The sequence below is a fragment of the Streptomyces sp. DH12 genome (genome assembly GCF_020873895.1).
Taxonomy (GTDB): Bacteria; Actinomycetota; Actinomycetes; order Streptomycetales; family Streptomycetaceae; genus Streptomyces.
The window spans coordinates 1-17,365 of the sequence record NZ_JAHWGT010000041.1; the positions used below are offsets into that span (position 1 = coordinate 1).

16 protein-coding genes are annotated in these 17,365 nt (G+C 71.2%); 5 read left to right on the forward strand and 11 right to left on the reverse strand.

The window, feature by feature from the left end; genetic code table 11:
- Positions 1-172: 172 nt before the first annotated feature.
- The 5 genes from trpD to LPA54_RS28220 form a co-directional block, all read right to left on the reverse strand.
- Complete coding sequence (gene trpD, locus LPA54_RS28200; protein WP_228982848.1) at positions 173-1,237, reverse strand: anthranilate phosphoribosyltransferase; 1,065 nt, start codon at positions 1,235-1,237, stop codon at positions 173-175.
- Between the two features lie 144 nt (positions 1,238-1,381).
- Entirely contained in the window at positions 1,382-3,007 is a 1,626-nt protein-coding gene (locus LPA54_RS28205) for a cytochrome bc complex cytochrome b subunit (RefSeq protein ID WP_228982850.1), read from the reverse strand.
- The gene (locus LPA54_RS28210) at positions 3,004-4,053 is read right to left on the reverse strand and encodes a ubiquinol-cytochrome c reductase iron-sulfur subunit (protein ID WP_228982857.1); all 1,050 of its coding nucleotides are present in this window, start codon (positions 4,051-4,053) and stop codon (positions 3,004-3,006) included. The genes LPA54_RS28205 and LPA54_RS28210 overlap by 4 nt, the downstream gene beginning before the upstream one ends.
- Positions 4,050-4,859 carry a c-type cytochrome gene (locus LPA54_RS28215; RefSeq protein WP_228982859.1) on the reverse strand — a complete coding sequence of 270 codons (810 nt, stop codon included), beginning with the start codon at positions 4,857-4,859 and terminating at the stop codon, positions 4,050-4,052. Before LPA54_RS28215 ends, LPA54_RS28210 begins: the two co-directional genes overlap by 4 nt.
- Before the next feature lie 74 nt (positions 4,860-4,933).
- Positions 4,934-5,554 (reverse strand): heme-copper oxidase subunit III, encoded by a 621-nt coding sequence (locus LPA54_RS28220; protein ID WP_058941336.1) that lies wholly within the window; start codon positions 5,552-5,554, stop codon positions 4,934-4,936.
- Positions 5,555-5,755: 201 nt separating this feature from the next.
- On the opposite strand from LPA54_RS28220, the gene LPA54_RS28225 reads away from it, so the two are divergent.
- Positions 5,756-6,157 carry a hypothetical protein gene (locus LPA54_RS28225; RefSeq protein WP_228982862.1) on the forward strand — a complete coding sequence of 134 codons (402 nt, stop codon included), beginning with the start codon at positions 5,756-5,758 and terminating at the stop codon, positions 6,155-6,157.
- 129 nt (positions 6,158-6,286) lie between these two features.
- Here the strand turns inward: LPA54_RS28225 and LPA54_RS28230 are convergent, their stop codons facing one another.
- The 4 genes from LPA54_RS28230 to coxB all read right to left on the reverse strand — a co-directional run bounded on the left by LPA54_RS28230 (position 6,287) and on the right by coxB (position 10,759).
- A complete protein-coding gene (locus LPA54_RS28230) occupies positions 6,287-7,540 on the reverse strand; it encodes an Ig-like domain-containing protein (RefSeq protein WP_228982864.1) in 1,254 nt (417 codons plus the stop codon).
- 110 nt (positions 7,541-7,650) lie between these two features.
- Positions 7,651-8,049, reverse strand: coding sequence for a cytochrome c oxidase subunit 4 (locus LPA54_RS28235; protein WP_228982867.1), 399 nt, complete (start codon positions 8,047-8,049; stop codon positions 7,651-7,653).
- Positions 8,046-9,794: a cytochrome c oxidase subunit I gene (gene ctaD, locus LPA54_RS28240; RefSeq protein ID WP_228982869.1), complete on the reverse strand. Its 1,749-nt coding sequence runs from the start codon at positions 9,792-9,794 to the stop codon at positions 8,046-8,048. The genes LPA54_RS28235 and ctaD overlap by 4 nt, the downstream gene beginning before the upstream one ends.
- Positions 9,791-10,759, reverse strand: a complete 969-nt coding sequence (coxB, locus tag LPA54_RS28245; protein WP_228982871.1) for a cytochrome c oxidase subunit II — start codon at positions 10,757-10,759, stop codon at positions 9,791-9,793. The genes ctaD and coxB overlap by 4 nt, the downstream gene beginning before the upstream one ends.
- A gap of 315 nt (positions 10,760-11,074) precedes the next feature.
- On the opposite strand from coxB, the gene LPA54_RS28250 reads away from it, so the two are divergent.
- Positions 11,075-12,481 carry a cysteine desulfurase/sulfurtransferase TusA family protein gene (locus LPA54_RS28250; protein ID WP_228982873.1) on the forward strand — a complete coding sequence of 469 codons (1,407 nt, stop codon included), beginning with the start codon at positions 11,075-11,077 and terminating at the stop codon, positions 12,479-12,481.
- A 7-nt stretch (positions 12,482-12,488) separates the two neighbouring features.
- On the opposite strand, the gene LPA54_RS28255 is transcribed toward LPA54_RS28250, so the two are convergent.
- Positions 12,489-13,463: a carbohydrate kinase family protein gene (locus tag LPA54_RS28255; RefSeq protein ID WP_228982875.1), complete on the reverse strand. Its 975-nt coding sequence runs from the start codon at positions 13,461-13,463 to the stop codon at positions 12,489-12,491.
- 134 nt (positions 13,464-13,597) lie between these two features.
- Between LPA54_RS28255 and LPA54_RS28260 the strand changes: the two genes are divergently transcribed.
- Both LPA54_RS28260 and LPA54_RS28265 read left to right on the forward strand, forming a co-directional pair.
- Positions 13,598-13,804, forward strand: a complete 207-nt coding sequence (locus tag LPA54_RS28260) for a hypothetical protein (protein WP_228982877.1) — start codon at positions 13,598-13,600, stop codon at positions 13,802-13,804.
- A 106-nt stretch (positions 13,805-13,910) separates the two neighbouring features.
- Positions 13,911-15,311 carry a hypothetical protein gene (locus LPA54_RS28265; protein WP_228982880.1) on the forward strand — a complete coding sequence of 467 codons (1,401 nt, stop codon included), beginning with the start codon at positions 13,911-13,913 and terminating at the stop codon, positions 15,309-15,311.
- Positions 15,312-15,408: 97 nt separating this feature from the next.
- Here the strand turns inward: LPA54_RS28265 and LPA54_RS28270 are convergent, their stop codons facing one another.
- Positions 15,409-15,765 (reverse strand): iron-sulfur cluster assembly accessory protein, encoded by a 357-nt coding sequence (locus LPA54_RS28270; RefSeq protein WP_058941326.1) that lies wholly within the window; start codon positions 15,763-15,765, stop codon positions 15,409-15,411.
- A 244-nt stretch (positions 15,766-16,009) separates the two neighbouring features.
- On the opposite strand from LPA54_RS28270, the gene nadA reads away from it, so the two are divergent.
- Positions 16,010-17,188 carry a quinolinate synthase NadA gene (gene nadA, locus LPA54_RS28275; protein WP_228982882.1) on the forward strand — a complete coding sequence of 393 codons (1,179 nt, stop codon included), beginning with the start codon at positions 16,010-16,012 and terminating at the stop codon, positions 17,186-17,188.
- The last annotated feature ends 177 nt before the right edge of the window (positions 17,189-17,365 follow it).

The following is a 17,365-nucleotide window of genomic DNA, read 5'->3' on the forward strand; positions in this document are numbered from 1 at the left end:
CCCGGGGCGTTCCCGCGGGACGCCGTCGAGCCCGCTGCCCCGGGGCGCGAACCCCTCCCCGGGAAGGACGCGGGCCCCCTCCCCCGGAGACGATCCGGGGGAGGGGGCCCGAGCGAGCGGAAGGGTGGGGGGGGGGGGGGGGCCCCCCCGCCCCCCCCCCGCCGCCCCGTCGCTAGCGGTTGCTGGCGCGGACCCAGCGCTCCAGGGTCGCGCGGGCGGCGCCCGAGTCGATGGACTCGGCGGCCTTCGCCATGCCGGCCCGGATCTGCTCGGCCAGCGGCGCGTCGGTCGGGGCCAGGGCCACCAGCGCCGCCGCGGAGTTGAGCAGCACGGCGTCCCGCACCGGGCCCGTCTCGCCGCCGAGCAGCCGGCGGGCGACATCGGCGTTGTACGAGGCGTCGGCGCCGCGCAGCGCCTCCACGGGGACCAGGTCGACGCCCACGTCGCGGGGGTCGAAGGTCTCCTCGCGCACGGCCCCGTCGCGGACGGTCCACACGCGGGACGTCGCGGTGGTGGTCAGCTCGTCGAGGCCGTCGTCACCGCGGAACACCAGCGCCGAGGAGCCGCGTTCGGCGAGCACCCCGGCGAGGATCGGCGCCATCCGGGCGTCCGCGACACCGGTCGCCTGCGCCCGTACGCGGGCGGGGTTGGTCAGCGGCCCGAGGAAGTTGAACGTCGTGCGGATGCCCAACTCCTTGCGGGCCGCGGCGACATGGCGCAGGGCGGGGTGGAACTTGACGGCGAAGCAGAAGGTGATGCCCGCCTCCTCGGCGACCTCGGCGACCCGCCGGGGGGTCAGTTCGAGGTTGACGCCGAGCTTCTCCAGGACGTCGGAGGCTCCGGAGGCGGAGGAGGCGGCGCGGTTGCCGTGCTTGACGACCTTCGCGCCCGTACCGGCGACGACGACCGCCGACATGGTGGAGATGTTGACGGTCTTGGCGCCGTCCCCGCCGGTGCCGACGATGTCGACGGACGGCCCGGGGACGTCGATGGTCCGGGCGTGCGCGTACATGGTGCGGACGAGGCCGGTGATCTCCTCGACCGTCTCACCCTTGGCGCGCAGGGCGACCGCGAAGCCGGCGATCTGCGCGTCGGTGGCCTCGCCGCTGAGGACGCGCTCCATCGCCCAGGCGGTGGTGTCCGCGTCGAGGTCCCGGCCGGCGAGGAGGGTGTCGAGGACCACGGGCCAGGAGCGGCCCGCCGTGGTCGGTCCTCCAGCGGGTTGCACAGCGCTCATGGTCGCTCCTGGGTCCGTGACGGATGAGGGCACCAGCCTATCCACCGCCGGGGACGGCGAAGAGCCCCGTCCGACGATTGGACGGGGCTCCTGCCGTGGCGACCTTCCAGGGCCCCCGGGGCGGAGTGCCCCGGGGACGGGTGATCAGTGGTGGCCGTGGCCCGCGCTGATCTCCTTGTACTCCTCGGCCGTGGCCTTGGGGACCTGGTTCCCCTCACCGAAGTAGCCCTTGCTGAGCTTCGCGCGGAGCTTCGCCGAACGGGTCGGCTTGCGCTCGACGCCGTTCTCGTCGACCGTCGGGCCGAGCTCGGCGGGCGCGTACTGCTCGTGCGCGGTGAGCGCGTGCAGCTGGGCCTGGCTGAGCGGCTCGTGGACCTCGACGAACTCTCCGTGCGGCAGCCGCTTGATGATGCCCGTCTCGCGGCCGTGCAGCACCTTGTCGCGGTCGCGGCGCTGGAGACCCAGGCAGATCCGCTTGGTGACGACGAAGGCGATGACCGGTCCGACGAAGAAGGCGATCCGGACGAACCAGGTGACCGCGTTGATCGACAGGTGGAAGTAGGTGGCGACGATGTCGTTGCCACCGCCGATCAGCATGATCATGTAACCGGTGACCCACGCGACGCCGAGGCCCGTGCGGGTCGGGGCGTTGCGCGGACGGTCCAGGATGTGGTGCTCGCGCTTGTCACCGGTGATCCACGACTCGATGAACGGGTACACCGCGATGGCGACCAGCATCACGCCGAACAGGACCAGCGGGATGAACACGCCCAGGACGAGCGTGTGGCCCCACAGGTTGATCTCCCAGCCCGGCATGGCGCGGATCAGACCCTCGGCGAAGCCCATGTACCAGTCGGGCTGCGCGCCGGTGGAGACCTGGTCCGGCCGGTACGGGCCGAGGGCCCACACCGGGTTGATGGTGAACGCACCGGCGATGACCGCGATGACGCCGAAGACCAGGAAGAAGAAGCCGCCGGCCTTCGCCATGTACACCGGAAGCAGCGGCATGCCCACGACGTTCTTGTTCGTCCGGCCGGGGCCCGCGAACTGCGTGTGCTTGTGGTAGAAGACCAGGATCAGGTGCGCCACCACGAGGCCGAGCATGATGCCCGGCAGCAGCAGGATGTGGATCGAGTAGAACCGGGCGACCATGTCGTGGCCGGGGAACTCGCCGCCGAAGATGAACATCGACAGGTACGTGCCCACGATCGGCACGGACAGGATCGCACCCTGCGTGAAGCGGACACCGGTGCCGGAGAGCAGGTCGTCGGGGAGCGAGTAGCCGGTGAACCCGGTGAACATGCCCAGGACGAACAGCAGGAAGCCGAACAGCCAGTTGATCTCACGCGGCTTGCGGAACGCGCCGGTGAAGAAGACGCGCATCATGTGCACGAACATGCCGGCGATGAAGATCAGCGCCGCCCAGTGGTGGATCTGCCGGATCAGCAGACCGCCGCGGACGTCGAAGCTGATGTCCAGGGTCGAGGCGTACGCCTCGGTCATCCGCACACCCTGCATCGGCACGTACGAGCCGTGGTACACGATCTCGTTCATGCTCGGGTGGAAGAAGAGCGTCAGGTAGACACCCGTCAGGATGATGATGATGAAGGTGTAGAGGCAGACCTCGCCCAACATGAAGGACCAGTGGTCCGGGAAGATCTTCCGCATGTTGGACTTGGCCAGGGAGTAGATCCCGAGCCGGCCGTCCGCCCAGTCGGCGACCCGCTCACCGGCGGGGGCCTTGCGCGTCGTGTCGTTGGCGGTACTCATCCGCGCTCCCAGAATGCAGGACCGACCGGCTCTTCGAAGTCGCCGAGCGCCTCGAGGAAGCCCTCGTCATCGATGCCGATCCGCAGCTGCGGAAGGGCATGGCCGGCAGGGCCGAAGATGACGCGGGCGCCGTCGGAGAGGTCGAAGGTGGACTGGTGGCACGGGCAGAGGACGTGGTGGGTCTGCTGCTCGTACAGGGAGACCGGGCAGCCCACGTGGGTGCAGATCTTGGAGAAGGCCACGATGCCGTCGTGCGACCACTCGAGCTCGCGCTTGTCCTTGATGTCGGCCGGTTGGATCCGGACGATCATCAGGGCGTCCTTGGCGATCTTGTTGTTGAAGTCGTGGTCCTCCTCGCTCAGGCCGTCCGGCATGGCGAAGGTGAGGGAACCGACGGAGACGTCCTCGGGCCGCAGGGGCTCGAAGGTGTTCATGTTGATGAGCCGCTTGCCCCTCGCCCACGAGGTGTGGAAGAGCTTCTTCTCGGGCAGCGGGCCGAGCTCGCGCAGGAGCACGACACCGGAGAGCGGCACCATCGCGAGGGCACCGAACATCGTGTTGCGGATCAGCTTGCGCCGTCCCAGGCCGGACTCGGCCGCGCCCTGGGCGAAGTCGGCCATCACCTTGGCCTTGAGCTCGGGGGTGGCCTCGATCGCGTGACGCTCGTCGGCCACCTCCTCGTCCGACATCAGCGTGCGGGCCCAGTGGACCGCGCCGGCGCCGATGCAGAACAGGGCGATGCCCAGCGTCAGGCCCAGCGACAGGTTGGTCGCGCTGACGTGGCCCAGCGGCCACACGTACACGATCTTGTCGACCGGGAACGCCACGAACGAGGCGATGAAGCCGACGGTGGCCAGCATCGAGATCGTGAACAGCAGGGCGACCGTCCGCTCGGACCGCTTGGCGGCCCGCTCGTCGATGTCCTGGACGCGGGGCTTGTGGGGCGGGAGCCCCGGGTCGGCGAACGGGCTCTCGGCTACTGCCGCGCCGTGCGCGTTGTCCTGCTTCTGCGGCAGGCTCTCTTCGGAGATCTCTTGGCTACTCATGACTTCTTGGCCTTAGCGGTGTGGGCCGCGACCCAGACGGCGACGGCGATCAGCGTACCGAGACCGAAGATCCAGCCGAACAGACCCTCGCTGACCGGTCCGAGGCTGCCCAGCCCGAAGCCGCCGGGGGACGGCGTCTCGTCACCGTTCACGGCCTTGATGTACGCGATGATTTCCTTCTTCTCCTTCTCCGGCATGGTGGTGTCGGGGAAGGAGGGCATGTTCTGCGGGCCGGTCTGCATGGCCTCGTAGATGTGCTTCTCGCTGACGCCTTCGAGGGTCGGCGCGTACTTGCCCTTGGTGAGCGCACCGCCCTCACCGGTGAAGTTGTGGCACTGGGCGCAGTTGTTGCGGAACAGCTCGCCGCCCTTGGCGACATCCGCGCCCTCCACGCTGTACTGCTTCTCGGTGGGGGTGATCGGGCCGGCGCCGAGCGAGGCGATGTACGCCGCGAGCTGGTCGATCTGGGCCTGCGTGTAGATGTTCTTCTTCCGCGGGACCTGGGCGCCCGGCTGCTGCGCGGGCATGCGGCCGGTGCCGACCTGGAAGTCGACGGCGGCCGAGCCGACGCCGACCAGGGACGGGCCGTCGGACGTGCCCTGACCGCCGGTGCCGTGGCAGCTGGCGCAGCCGACGGTGTAGAGCTTCTTGCCCTCCTCGATGGCGAGGGACTGGGCGGTCTCGTCGGCCTGGGCCGTGCTCGCGGGCGCGAACGCGGCGTACAGCCCCCCAGTGGCCGCCAGCGCGAGGAGTAGGACGACGACCGCCGCCAGCGGATGGCGTCGTCGTGCGGAGAGCTTTTTCACGGATTACCCCGGTGTCAGGATCTTCTGCGTCGATGCTTGCTGGAAGTGTCTCGGTCCGCCAGGCGGCGGCCCGATTACTTGATCATGTAGATCGTGGCGAAGAGGCCGATCCAGACGACATCGACGAAGTGCCAGTAGTAGGACACGACGATGGCGGCGGTTGCCTGCTCGTGGGTGAAGCGCCTCGCTGCGTACGTCCGGCCGAGGACCAGGAGGAACGCGATGAGGCCGCCCGTCACGTGCAGGCCGTGGAAGCCGGTGGTCAGGTAGAAGACCGAGCCGTAGGGCCCGGAGGACAGGGACATGCCCGCCTCCTTGACCAGCTCGGTGTACTCGAGGACCTGACCGCCGATGAAGATCGCGCCCATGACGAACGTCACGATGAACCAGGCGCGCAGCTTCTTCACGTCGCCGCGCTCGGCGGCGAAGACGCCGAGCTGGCAGGTGAGGGAGGAGAGCACCAGGATCGTGGTGTTGGTCGCCGAGAACGGGAAGTTCAGGTGGCCCGCCTGCTCGGACCAGTATTCGGCACCCGTTACCGATCGCAGGGTGAAGTACATCGCGAAGAGGGCCGCGAAGAACATCAGCTCGGAACTCAGCCAGATGATGGTTCCGACGCTGGTGAGGTTCGGTCGATTGACCGACGGGTGCGCGTGCCCGGTATCTACTGTCGTTGCTGTCGCCACGACCGACATTATGTCGGTCGCTTATCCCGCCCTCACTCCGGGGGGTGCCGTTCGGAGTGTCCCCGCCCCCGGCGGGCAGCCCGACCTGAGCCGAACGGCCCATCGGGAGGCCCTCCGAACCGGTGTCGGAGCGGTGTTGACGGCCGGTGGGACGGAGTAGCATCCGCGCATCGGTTACCGAGCACTCCCGCGTACGAACTCGGAGGAACCATGCAGTCCAGCGCCACCGTACTGGTCTACAGCGACGACGCGAACACCCGCGCGCAGGTGCGGCTGGCGGCCGGGCGCAGGCCCGCGGCCGACGTTCCCCCGGTCGAGTACGTCGAGTGCGCGACGCTCCCGGCCGTCCTGGAGCGGCTGGAGGAGGGCGGCATCGACGTCTGCGTCCTGGACGGCGAGGCCGCCCCGGCCGGCGGGATGGGCGTGTGCCGGCAGATCAAGGACGAGGTGTTCCGCTGCCCGCCGGTGCTGCTGCTGATCGCGCGGCCGCAGGACGCCTGGCTGGCCACCTGGAGCCGCGCGGACGCGGCCGTGGCGCTGCCGGTGGAGCCGGTGGAGCTGGCGGAGGCGCTGGCGGCCCTGGTGCGCAGCCGGCTGGCCGTGGAGGCCTGAGCCCGCCCGCGGGCGGTCCGCCGGGCGTACACGGGCCCCCGAGGCGCCTCGGGGGCCCGTGCGCGCTCCCGGGGGTCCTTGTACGCCCCCGGGGCCGGTGTCGGGCGCGCGGGGGCGTGTGCCGGGCCGTCAGAGGTGCGGCCGCAGCCGGGCGCCGTCGGCGGGCGTGGCCCCCTCGCGGGTGCCCGCGTGGACCGCGCTGCCCTCCCGCCACTTCTCCCACGGCAGGTTCCAGTCGCCGAAGCCGTTGCCGAAGGGCGACATCTCCTCGCCGGCGCTGTTGACGACCTGGACGATGTCGCCGCGCTGGACGGTCTCGTAGAACCACGCGGCGTTGCCGGTGGACATGCCCACGCAGCCGTGGCTGACGTTGGCGGAGCCCTGGGAGCCGACCGACCAGGGGGCGGCGTGGACGTACTCGCCGCTCCAGGTGACCCGGGTGGCGTAGTACACCGGCAGGTCGTAGGACTCGCTGCTGCCGGCCGCGATGCCGACCGTGGTGCTGCGCATGCGGACGAAGTACTGCTTCTCCAGCACGACCTTGACGCCGTTGCGGGTGGAGAAGCCCGGTTTGCCGGTGGTCACCGGAATGGTGTTGATCACTTTCCCGTTGCGCCGGACGGTCATGTAGTGGCCCGCGGCGTCGGCGACGGCCTCGACGCGGTCACCGATGGTGATCTTGAGCGGGTCGGTGGCGGCGCCGTAGAGGCCGCCGCCCACGGGGACGCCGGCGAGGTTGCTCGTGAGGGTGACCTCGGCGCCGGCCGGCCAGTACTCCTTGGGCCGGAAGTGCAGCTCCTTGTCGCTGACCCAGTGCCAGGCGCCCGTGACCCTCGGCGTGGAGCGGACCCGCAGGGCGCGCTCGACGGCCGTGCGGCCCGCGCGGTCGGTGACGGCGGCGCCGAGTTTGGCGGTGAGGGGCTGCCCGACGCCGTACTCGCCCGCCTCGGGGCCGAACTCCACCGTCAGGAGGTTGCGGGCGGGGGCGGTCCGGAACGTCAGCGTACGGACGCCCGGGGCGCCCTCGCCGTTCTCCGTGGCGACCCTGACGGTGTAGCGGGCTCCGGCGGCCAGCGGGGCCGAGGAGCGCCAGCGGCTGCCGTCGGCGGAGAGGCGGCCCGCCAGGTGGTGGCCGGCCTCGTCGACCGCGGACACGTCGGTGATGCGCGTGCCGCCGTCCTTGGCGGTCACGGCGAGCGGCTTGTCCAGCGCCGCCTCGCGCCCCTCGGCGAACCCGTCGAAGGCGACCTGCCGCGCCGCGTCGTAGGGCCGCGCGGAGAGCGGGTGGTCGTCCGGCCCCCCGCAGCCGGCAGCGCCGGCGCCTGCGGCGACGACCAGCAGGGAGCAGCTGAGTGCGATGCGGAGGCTCGGCGTGTGGCTCATAGGCACACGGTAGGAAGAGCCGCCGGGCACGGCACGCCGGGCGACTGCAAAAGAGGGGCCCGGCGGTCTCCGTCAAGGAGGCCGCCGGGCCCGTTCACCCGTTCGGGTGCCTACTGGTTCTGGTTCTCACCGCGGTAGTACTCGAAGACCCAACCCCAGACGCCGATCAGGATGAGCGGCAGGGCGAAGAACATGAGCCACCAGCCGAGCGCGACGCTGAGGAAGGCGAACGCGCCACCGATCCCGAGGGAGAGCGGCTGCCAGCTGTGCGGGGAGAAGAAGCCGAGCTCGCCGGCCTCGTCCGCGACGTCGGCCTCCTTGTCGTCCTGGGCCATGGCGTCCACCCGCTTGGCCGTGAAGGCCAGGTAGTAGCCGATCATGATCGCCAGGCCGAAGGCCATGAAGAGCGCCGTGGTGCCGACCGGCTCCTTCGACCACAGGCCGTACAGGATGGCCATGGCGAGGATGAAGAAGCTCAGCCAGATGAACATCTTGCCCTGGATCTTCACTTGCCGACCTCCTTGCCACCGAACAGCGCGGTGTCCTTCTGCCCGTCGTTCTCGAGCTGGCTCAGGGCGGCGATCTCAGGGTGGTGCAGGTCGAAGGCCGGCGATTCCGAGCGGATGCGCGGCAGCGTGAGGAAGTTGTGGCGCGGCGGCGGGCAGGACGTGGCCCACTCGAGCGACCGGCCGTAGCCCCACGGGTCGTCGACCTCGATCTTCTCGCCGTACTTGGCGGTCTTCCAGACGTTGTAGAAGAACGGCAGGATCGACATGCCCAGCAGGAACGAGCTGATCGTGGAGATCGTGTTCAGCGCGGTGAAGCCGTCAGCGGCCAGGTAGTCCGCGTAGCGGCGCGGCATGCCCTCGGCGCCCAGCCAGTGCTGGACGAGGAACGTGCCGTGGAAGCCGATGAAGAGCGTCCAGAAGGTGATCTTGCCGAGGCGCTCGTCCAGCATCTTGCCGGTGAACTTCGGCCACCAGAAGTGGAAGCCGGCGAACATCGCGAACACGACGGTGCCGAAGACGACGTAGTGGAAGTGCGCCACCACGAAGTACGAGTCCGACACGTGGAAGTCCATCGGCGGCGAGGCCAGGATGACACCGGTCAGGCCACCGAAGGTGAAGGTGACCAGGAAGCCGATCGTCCAGAGCATCGGCGTCTCGAAGGACAGCGAGCCCTTCCACATGGTGCCGATCCAGTTGAAGAACTTCACACCGGTCGGGACCGCGATCAGGAAGGTCATGAACGAGAAGAACGGCAGGAGCACACCGCCGGTGACGTACATGTGGTGCGCCCACACCGTCACGGACAGGCCGGCGATCGCGATGGTCGCGGCCACCAGGCCGATGTAACCGAACATCGGCTTGCGGCTGAAGACCGGGATGATCTCCGAGACGATGCCGAAGAACGGCAGGGCGATGATGTACACCTCTGGGTGGCCGAAGAACCAGAAGAGGTGCTGCCACAGCAGGGCGCCGCCGTTGGACGGGTCGAAGATGTGCGCGCCGAACTTGCGGTCCGCCTCCAGCGCGAAGAGCGCGGCGGCCAGCACCGGGAAGGCGAGCAGGACCAGGACACCGGTCAGCAGCACGTTCCAGGTGAAGATCGGCATGCGGAACATCGTCATGCCGGGCGCGCGCATGCAGATGATCGTGGTGATGAAGTTGACCGAACCGAGGATCGTGCCGAAGCCGGAGAAGGCCAGACCCATGATCCACATGTCGGCGCCGACGCCCGGCGAGCGGACCGCGTCCGACAGCGGGGTGTAGGCGAACCAGCCGAAGTCGGCGGCACCCTGCGGGGTGAGGAAGCCGGCCACGGCGATGATCGAGCCGAAGAGGTACAGCCAGTAGGCGAACATGTTCAGCCGCGGGAACGCCACGTCGGGCGCGCCGATCTGCAGCGGCATGATCCAGTTCGCGAAGCCGGCGAACAGCGGCGTCGCGAACATCAGCAGCATGATCGTGCCGTGCATCGTGAACGCCTGGTTGAACTGCTCGTTCGACATGATCTGCGTGCCGGGACGGGCCAGCTCGGCGCGCATGAAGAGCGCCAGCAGACCGCCGATGCAGAAGAAGACGAACGAGGTGACCAGGTAGAGCGTGCCGATCGTCTTGTGGTCGGTGGTGGTCAGCCACTTCACGACGACGTTGCCGGGCTGCTTGCGCCGGACGGGCAGCTCGTTCTCGTACGGCTCCTTCGAGCCGTCAGCTGCCGTGGCGGCACCCTGAGGTTCGTTGAGGATGCTCACAGTTGGTTCTTCTCCGCATTCCTGGCCGGGTCCGTCTGCTGAATGCCCGACGGGATGTAGCCGGTCTGCCCCTTCTCGGCCAGCTCCTTGAGGTGCTGCTGGTAGCGCTCGGGGGAGACGACCTTGACGTTGAAGAGCATCCGGGAGTGGTCGACGCCGCACAGCTCGGCGCACTTGCCGAGGAAGGTGCCCTCCTGCGTGGGGGTCACCTCGAAGGCGTTGGTGTGGCCCGGGATGACGTCCTGCTTCATCAGGAAGGGGACGACCCAGAAGGAGTGGATGACGTCACGCGAGGTCAGGACGAACCGGACCTTCTCGCCCTTCGGCAGCCACAGGGTCGGGCCCGGGTTGCCGGTCTGCGGGTTGCGCGTGCCGGGGACGCCCTCGTCGTGGACGCCTTCGGCGCCCGCGGGGAACTGCTTCTGCCACTTGTCCGGAATGGCGCCGAGCTCCTTGGGGACCTCGGCACCCGTGGCGGCGTCGCCGTCCACGTTCTCGATGTAGTTGAAGCCCCAGCTCCACTGGTAGCCGACCACGTTGATGGTGTGGGCCGGCTTCTCCGAGAGAGCCAGGAGCTTGGACTCGTCACGCGCGGTGAAGTAGAAGAGCACCGAGACGATGATGAGCGGGGTCACCGTGTACAGGGCCTCGATGGGCATGTTGTACCGGGTCTGCGGAGGAACCTCGACCTTGGTGCGGCTACGCCGGTGGAAGATGACGCTCCACAGGATCAGGCCCCACACCAGCACGCCCGTGGCGAGCGCTGCCGCCCACGAGCCCTGCCAGAGGGAGAGGATCCGCGGGGCCTCCTCCGTCACCGGGGTGGGCATTCCGAGGCGGGGGAAGTCCTCCCAGTTGTAGGAACAACCGGAGGCGGTAGCCAGGATCAGGCCCGCAGTCAGCACCTGCGGCAGCTTCCGCCGCATCGGGCGCCGCGACGAGCGGTCGGAGCCGTTGGGACTCACGTAGCGCCTTCCCGAGAGTCTCGCCCGCGGGTCGGCTGCGGCCGTCTCGCTGGTCGGTCGCCGGCCCTGACGCGGGCAGGGGTTTGGATGTTTATGCGGACCAAACCCTACTGGACGCTATTTGGCGTCGCGCGGGGAGGGTGCCCAACGCGCCGCCGGACCCCTCTTTCGGGTTGTGTGCGCAGGTCGCGGGCGTGGTGGATCCCGGTGGGAGGCCCGGCGCGGCGTCCGCGCGCGCCCCGGCGGGGGCCGTCCGGCACGGGGAGCGGAAGGCGCGCCTCCCCCGTGCGGGCGGGGCGGGGTTAGCGTTGCGGCGTGGCCTACTTCGACGTCGCTTCCTCCGCCCCGCTCCACCCCGTCGCCCGGCAGGCGCTGCAGGCCGCGCTGGACGAGGGGTGGGCCGACCCCGCCCGGCTGTACCGCGAGGGGCGGCGCGCGCGGCTGCTGCTGGACGCCGCGCGGGAGGCCGCCGCCGAGGCCGTGGGGTGCCGCCCCGACGAGCTGACGTTCACCCCTTCGGGGACGCACGCCGTCCACTCCGGCGTCGCGGGCGCCCTCGCGGGGCGGCGCCGGGTGGGCGGCCACCTGGTCGTGTCGGAGGTGGAGCACTCCTCGGTGCTGCACGCGGCGGCCGCGCACGAGGCGGCGGGCGGGGCGGTGGCCCGGGTGCCGGTGGAGCGGTCCGGGGCGGTCGACCCGGAGGCGTACGGGCGGGCGCTGCGGGCCGACACGGCGCTGGCGTGCCTCCAGTCCGCCAACCACGAGGTGGGCACCGAGCAGCCGGTGGCGGCGGTGGCGGAGGCGTGCCGGGAGGCGGGCGTGCCCCTCCTGGTGGACGCGGCGCAGTCGTTGGCGTGGGGGCGGGTGGAGGCCGGGTGGTCGCTGCTCGCGGCGAGCGCCCACAAGTGGGGCGGGCCGGCGGGCGTGGGGCTGCTGGCCGTGCGCAAGGGGGTGCGGTTCGCGGCGGTGGGCCCGGCGGACGAGCGGGAGGCGGGCCGGTCGGCCGGGTTCCCGAACCTCCCGGCCGTCGTGGCGGCCGCGGCCTCGCTGCGGGCCGTGCGGGAGGAGGCCGCGGCCGAGGCCGCGCGGCTGCGGGGGCTGGTGGAGCGGATCCGCGCGCGGGTGGCGGAGTCGGTGCCGGACGCGGAGGTCGTGGGCGATCCGGAGCGGCGGCTGCCGCACCTGGTCACGTTCTCGTGCCTCTACGTGGACGGGGAGGCGCTGCTGCACGAGCTGGACCGGGCCGGTTTCTCCGTTTCGTCCGGTTCGTCGTGTACCAGTTCGACGCTGACGCCCAGCCATGTCCTGCGGGCCATGGGGGTGCTGTCGGAGGGCAACGTCCGCGTCTCCCTGCCGCTCGGCGTCGCGGAGGCGGACGTGGAGCGGTTCCTCCGGGCGCTGCCGGGCGTGGTGGCCGGCGTGCGCGAGCGGCTGGGGGCGCCGGCGCACGAGCCGGCGGCCGCCGCGGGGGGAGGCGGCGGGGCCGCGCGGGACGGCGGGGGGCTGGTCGTGGACGCCCTCGGGAAGCGGTGCCCCGTCCCCGTGATCGAGCTGGCGAAGGTCATCGGCGACGTGCCGGTCGGCGGGACGGTGCGGGTGCTCGCCGACGACACGGCGGCGCGGCTGGACATCCCCGCGTGGTGCGCCATGCGCGGGCAGGAGTACGTGGGCGAGGAGCCGGCGGACCAGGGCGCGGCCTTCACGGTCCGCCGGCTGGTGTGACGCCCGGTCAGCCGAGGTGCGCGCGGACCTCGGCGGCGGCCTCGTCGCCGTAGGTCTTGGTGAAGCGCTCCATGAAGTGGGCCCGGCGCAGGGTGTACTCCTGCGTGCCCAGGGTCTCGATGACGAGCGTGGCGAGCATGCAGCCGACCTGGGCGGCGCGCTCGTGGCCGACGCCCCAGGAGAGGCCGGAGAGGAAGCCCGCGCGGAACGCGTCCCCGACGCCGGTCGGGTCGACCTTGGCCTCCTCGTCGGGGCAGCCGACCTCGATGGTGGGCTCGCCGGTCCGCTCGATGCGCACGCCGCGGGCGCCGAGGGTCGTGACGCGGTGGCCGACGCGGCCGAGGATCTCCTCGTCGCTCCAGCCCGTCTTGGACTCGATGAGGCCCTTCTCGTACTCGTTGGAGAACAGGTACGTGGCGCCGTCGAGGAGGGTGCGGATCTCGTCGCCGTTCATCCGGGCGATCTGCTGGGAGAAGTCGGCGGCGAAGGGGATGGAGCGGCTGCGGCACTCCTCGGTGTGGCGGAGCATCGCCTCCGGGTCGTCGGCGCCGATGAGGACCAGGTCGAGGCCGCCGACGCGGTCGGCGACGGCCTTCAGCTCGATGAGCCGGGCCTCGCTCATGGCGCCGGTGTAGAAGGAGCCGATCTGGTTGTGGTCGGCGTCGGTCGTGCAGACGAAGCGCGCGGTGTGCAGGACCTCGGAGATCCGCACGGAGCCGGTGTCCACGCCGTGCCGGTCGAGCCACGCGCGGTACTCGTCGAAGTCCGAACCGGCCGCGCCGACGAGGACCGGGCGCGTGCCCAGCTGGCCCATGCCGAAGCAGATGTTCGCGCCGACGCCTCCCCGGCGCACGTCGAGGTTGTCGACGAGGAAGGAGAGGGAGACCGTGTGCAGCTGGTCGGCGACCAGCTGGTCGGCGAAGCGGCCGGGGAAGGTCATCAGGTGGTCGGTGGCGATGGAGCCGGTGACTGCGATACGCACGGCGGGATGCTCCTGCGGGGCGGGGAGACGGCGTTGACGGTTCACGCTACCGGCTCGGCGGACGGTGGCGAACAGGGGAAACTACCCGATAGTAGGGCTTCTCGGTCGCGTCGGGCTGTGCGTACGGTGCCGGTATGTCGAACCACATCGTGTCGCGTGAGCGTCCGGAGTCCGAGTTCACCCTGGCGGAGCTGCGCGGGGCGTCCGCGCGGATGGCGCCGCACTGGTCCGCCCCCCGGGAGTCGGCGCCCTCCCCTGTGCCGCCGTCGCGCATCCACGGGGTCGTCGTCGAACCCGCCTCGGCGCGGCTGATCGACGCCACGGCGGAGTACGGCGGCTGACGCCTGCGCCCCGCGGGGGAACCGCTCGCCCGTTCGCCCCGTCCCACCCGTGTCTCCCGTCCGGAGGGGATACGCAAGGGACGAGGACCGACGAAGGAGCGTTGCGGTGAGCGAAACGCAGAGCACTGACACACCCACCGGCCGGCGGCGCCCGCCGCTCGTCGCCGTCCTGGCGGCGGTGGCCGTACTGGCGGGCGGGGGCGGGACGTACCTCGCCGTCGCCGGCGGCGACCGGAGTGAGGCCGCCGACCGCATGGTCGTCACCCACCCGCGCGGCCCGGCCTGGACGCCCGCCCCGGGGGCGAGCGCCTCGCCGGGCACTCCCCCGGGCGTCGCGCCCGGCGAGCGCGACCCCAACGACGCCGGGCGGTACCGGGTCGCGGGCCCGCTGCCGGACGCACCCGACCGGGCGCACACGTACCGGGACGCCGGGAAGTTCACCGAGGCCGACGCGGCGCGGCTGGCGCGGGCCTTCGGGTTCGCGGCGAAGCCGGTGCACGCGCACGGGCTGTGGCGCGTCGGCCCGCAGAAGGACGGTTCCGGTCCGGAGCTGACGGTGGACGACACGGGCGACTACCGGTACGTGGCCCAGGGGCCGCGGTCCGACGACTGCGCGAAGGGCAAGCGCTGCCCCGGCGGCCCGGACGACAAGCCGAAGAGCGACGAGGCCGCGAAGCGGGCAGTCGCCCCGCTGCTGAAGGCGCTCGGCCACCCGGACGCCGCCCTGTACGTGGAGGGGGACCGGGTGGTCGCCCACCCGCGGGTGGGCGGGCTGCCCACCCGCTGGTACGCGGCCGAGTTCATGGTGGACGCCAGTGGCGGGGTGGTGACGGCGGAGGGCAGGCAGGCCACCCTCGTGCGGGGCGAGGCGGTGCCGGTGACGAGCGCCGAGCAGGCGGTGCGGGACCTCGGCAACTCCGGGCACGGCAGCCGGGGCGGGAGGGGCGGCGGGTCCGGGGCCGGGGACTGCGCGTCGCCCGTCCCGCACCGGGACGGCGGCCCGCCCGCCTCGGTGCCGGGCGGGCCGTGCGACCCGAGGACCGGCACCCCCAAGCGCGCGCAGGACGTGGTGACGATCCGCGAGGCCGTCCTCGGCCTCGCGGCCTACCCCGTCCGCAGCAGGGCGGCGCTCGTCCCCGCCTGGCTGTTCACCGCGGAGGAGAACGGGCGGACGGTCCGGTTCAGCCACCCGGCCGTGCCGCTGGAGCAGCTCAACGCGTACCCGCCGAGGCCCGGCATGACGCTGGAGGGCCCCCGGGCCGGGGAGCGGGAGCTGCGGGTGTCGTTCGACGGCAGCCCGTGCAGCCGGTACGTCGTGCGGCCCGAGGAGAGCGGCACCGAGGTGGGACTGCGCCTGTTCGAGGTGCCGAGCGACAGGGGCGGGGCGTGCGTCAGCATGGCCGTCCCGGTGTACGTCACCGTGACGCTGGACGCACCGGTCGGCGGGCGGGCCGTGGTGGACGCGGAGAGCGGCGAACCGCTCCGCAAGGCCGCCGCCCGGCGCTGACGCGCCGGCTCACCGCGCGCGCGTACGGCGTCGGCCCCCGGACCTGGAGGTCCGGGGGCCGACGGCGTGACGGGACGGCGGGCGGGCCGTCGACCGGTCAGCTGAAGGAGTCACCGCAGGCGCAGGAGCCCGTGGCGTTCGGGTTGTCGATCGTGAAGCCCTGCTTCTCGATGGTGTCGACGAAGTCGATGGAGGCGCCGCCGAGGTACGGGGCGCTCATGCGGTCGGTGACGACCTTGACGCCGTCGAAGTCCTTCACGACATCGCCGTCGAGGGAGCGCTCGTCGAAGAAGAGCTGGTAGCGCAGACCGGAGCAGCCACCCGGCTGAACGGCGACGCGGAGCGCCAGGTCGTCGCGGCCTTCCTGGTCGAGCAGGGCCTTGACCTTGGCCGCGGCGGCGTCCGACAGGATGATGCCGTCACTGACAGTGGTCTTCTCGTCCGATACGGACATCTGCTTTTCTCCCGGGTTGTTCGGAGACTGCTTGCCGACGGGTGCAACCGGCGGGGTCGCCGATTCATTCCGGGCCGCGCCCGGTTCCTCCCCTTCATGCTCGCACACGGCCCGAAGGCGGGGCACCGAGCTGTCGAGGGCGAATGCGTCACATCGACACTATGGACATCGTCAAAGTGACGTGAAGCGGATATGATAGATAGCGTCAATTAGACGAAAAGGCTCAGTAGAAAGGGTGCGTGACGTGACCACCGCCCAGCCCCTGGATGTCCAGCCGACGCCGCTCGCCCTGCTGCTGCTCGGCCGCGAGGCCGACCCCAAGAGCGAGCGGGGCGTGGAGTGCCCCGGCGACCTCCCCTCGCCGTCCGACCCGGACCTGGTGGAGCGCGCCCGCGCGGCCAAGGAGAAGCTCGGGGACAAGGTCTTCGTCCTCGGCCACCACTACCAGCGCGACGAGGTCATCCAGTTCGCGGACGTCACGGGCGACTCCTTCAAGCTCGCCCGGGACGCGGCGGCCAGGCCCGAGGCGGAGTACATCGTCTTCTGCGGCGTGCACTTCATGGCCGAGTCGGCGGACATCCTCACCGGCGACGAGCAGAAGGTCGTCCTGCCGGACCTCGCCGCGGGCTGCTCCATGGCCGACATGGCCACCGCCGAGCAGGTCGCGGAGTGCTGGGACGTCCTGACGGAGGCCGGTGTCGCCGAGGCGACCGTCCCGGTCTCGTACATGAACTCCTCCGCCGACATCAAGGCCTTCACCGGCAAGCACGGCGGCACGATCTGCACCTCCTCCAACGCCCGGCGCGCCCTGGACTGGGCCTTCGAGCAGGGCGAGAAGGTCCTCTTCCTGCCCGACCAGCACCTCGGCCGGAACACCGCGGTCCGCGACATGGGCATGTCCCTGGACGACTGCGTGCTGTACAACCCGCACAAGCCCAACGGCGGCCTGACCGTCGAGGAGCTGCGCGCCGCGAAGATGATCCTGTGGCGCGGCCACTGCTCCGTCCACGGCCGCTTCTCGCTGGACTCGGTCAACGACGTGCGGGAGCGGATCCCGGGCGTGAACGTGCTCGTCCACCCGGAGTGCCGGCACGAGGTCGTGGCGGCGGCGGACTACGTGGGGTCGACTGAGTACATCATCAAGACCCTGGAGGCGGCCCCGGCCGGCTCGAAGTGGGCGATCGGCACGGAGCTGAACCTGGTCCAGCGGCTGGCGAACCGTTTCGCCGGTGAGGGCAAGGAGATCGTCTTCCTCGACCGGACCGTCTGCTTCTGCTCGACCATGAACCGCATCGACCTGCCCCACCTGGTGTGGGCGCTGGAGTCGCTGGCCGAGGGCAACCTCGTCAACCGCATCCAGGTCGACCGCGAGACGGAGAGCTTCGCGAAGCTGGCGCTGGAGCGGATGCTGGCACTGCCGTAACCGGTGGTGCGGTCGGCAGTACGCCCGCACGACGACGCCCGAGGGGCGCCCCGCAGTACGCGGGGCGCCCCTCGGGCTCTTCGCGGGCGTTCGCGGCCGGCCGGGCTGCCGGGGTGGCCGGCCCGCCGGGGTGCCGGGTCGGCCGGGCCTCGGCGCCTGCCGGGGTGGCCGGCCGCC

Bases quoted from the DNA above. Each gene is read 5' to 3' on its own strand.
- LPA54_RS28205 (WP_228982850.1), bottom strand. From the start codon at position 3,007: ATGAGTACCGCCAACGACACGACGCGCAAGGCCCCCGCCGGTGAGCGG.
- LPA54_RS28210 (WP_228982857.1), bottom strand. From the start codon at position 4,053: ATGAGTAGCCAAGAGATCTCCGAAGAGAGCCTGCCGCAGAAGCAGGAC.
- LPA54_RS28225 (WP_228982862.1), top strand. From the start codon at position 5,756: ATGCAGTCCAGCGCCACCGTACTGGTCTACAGCGACGACGCGAACACC.
- LPA54_RS28270 (WP_058941326.1), bottom strand. From the start codon at position 15,765: ATGTCCGTATCGGACGAGAAGACCACTGTCAGTGACGGCATCATCCTG.
- LPA54_RS28220 (WP_058941336.1), bottom strand. From the start codon at position 5,554: ATGTCGGTCGTGGCGACAGCAACGACAGTAGATACCGGGCACGCGCAC.
- LPA54_RS28230 (WP_228982864.1), bottom strand. From the start codon at position 7,540: ATGAGCCACACGCCGAGCCTCCGCATCGCACTCAGCTGCTCCCTGCTG.
- LPA54_RS28260 (WP_228982877.1), top strand. From the start codon at position 13,598: ATGTCGAACCACATCGTGTCGCGTGAGCGTCCGGAGTCCGAGTTCACC.
- trpD (WP_228982848.1), bottom strand. From the start codon at position 1,237: ATGAGCGCTGTGCAACCCGCTGGAGGACCGACCACGGCGGGCCGCTCC.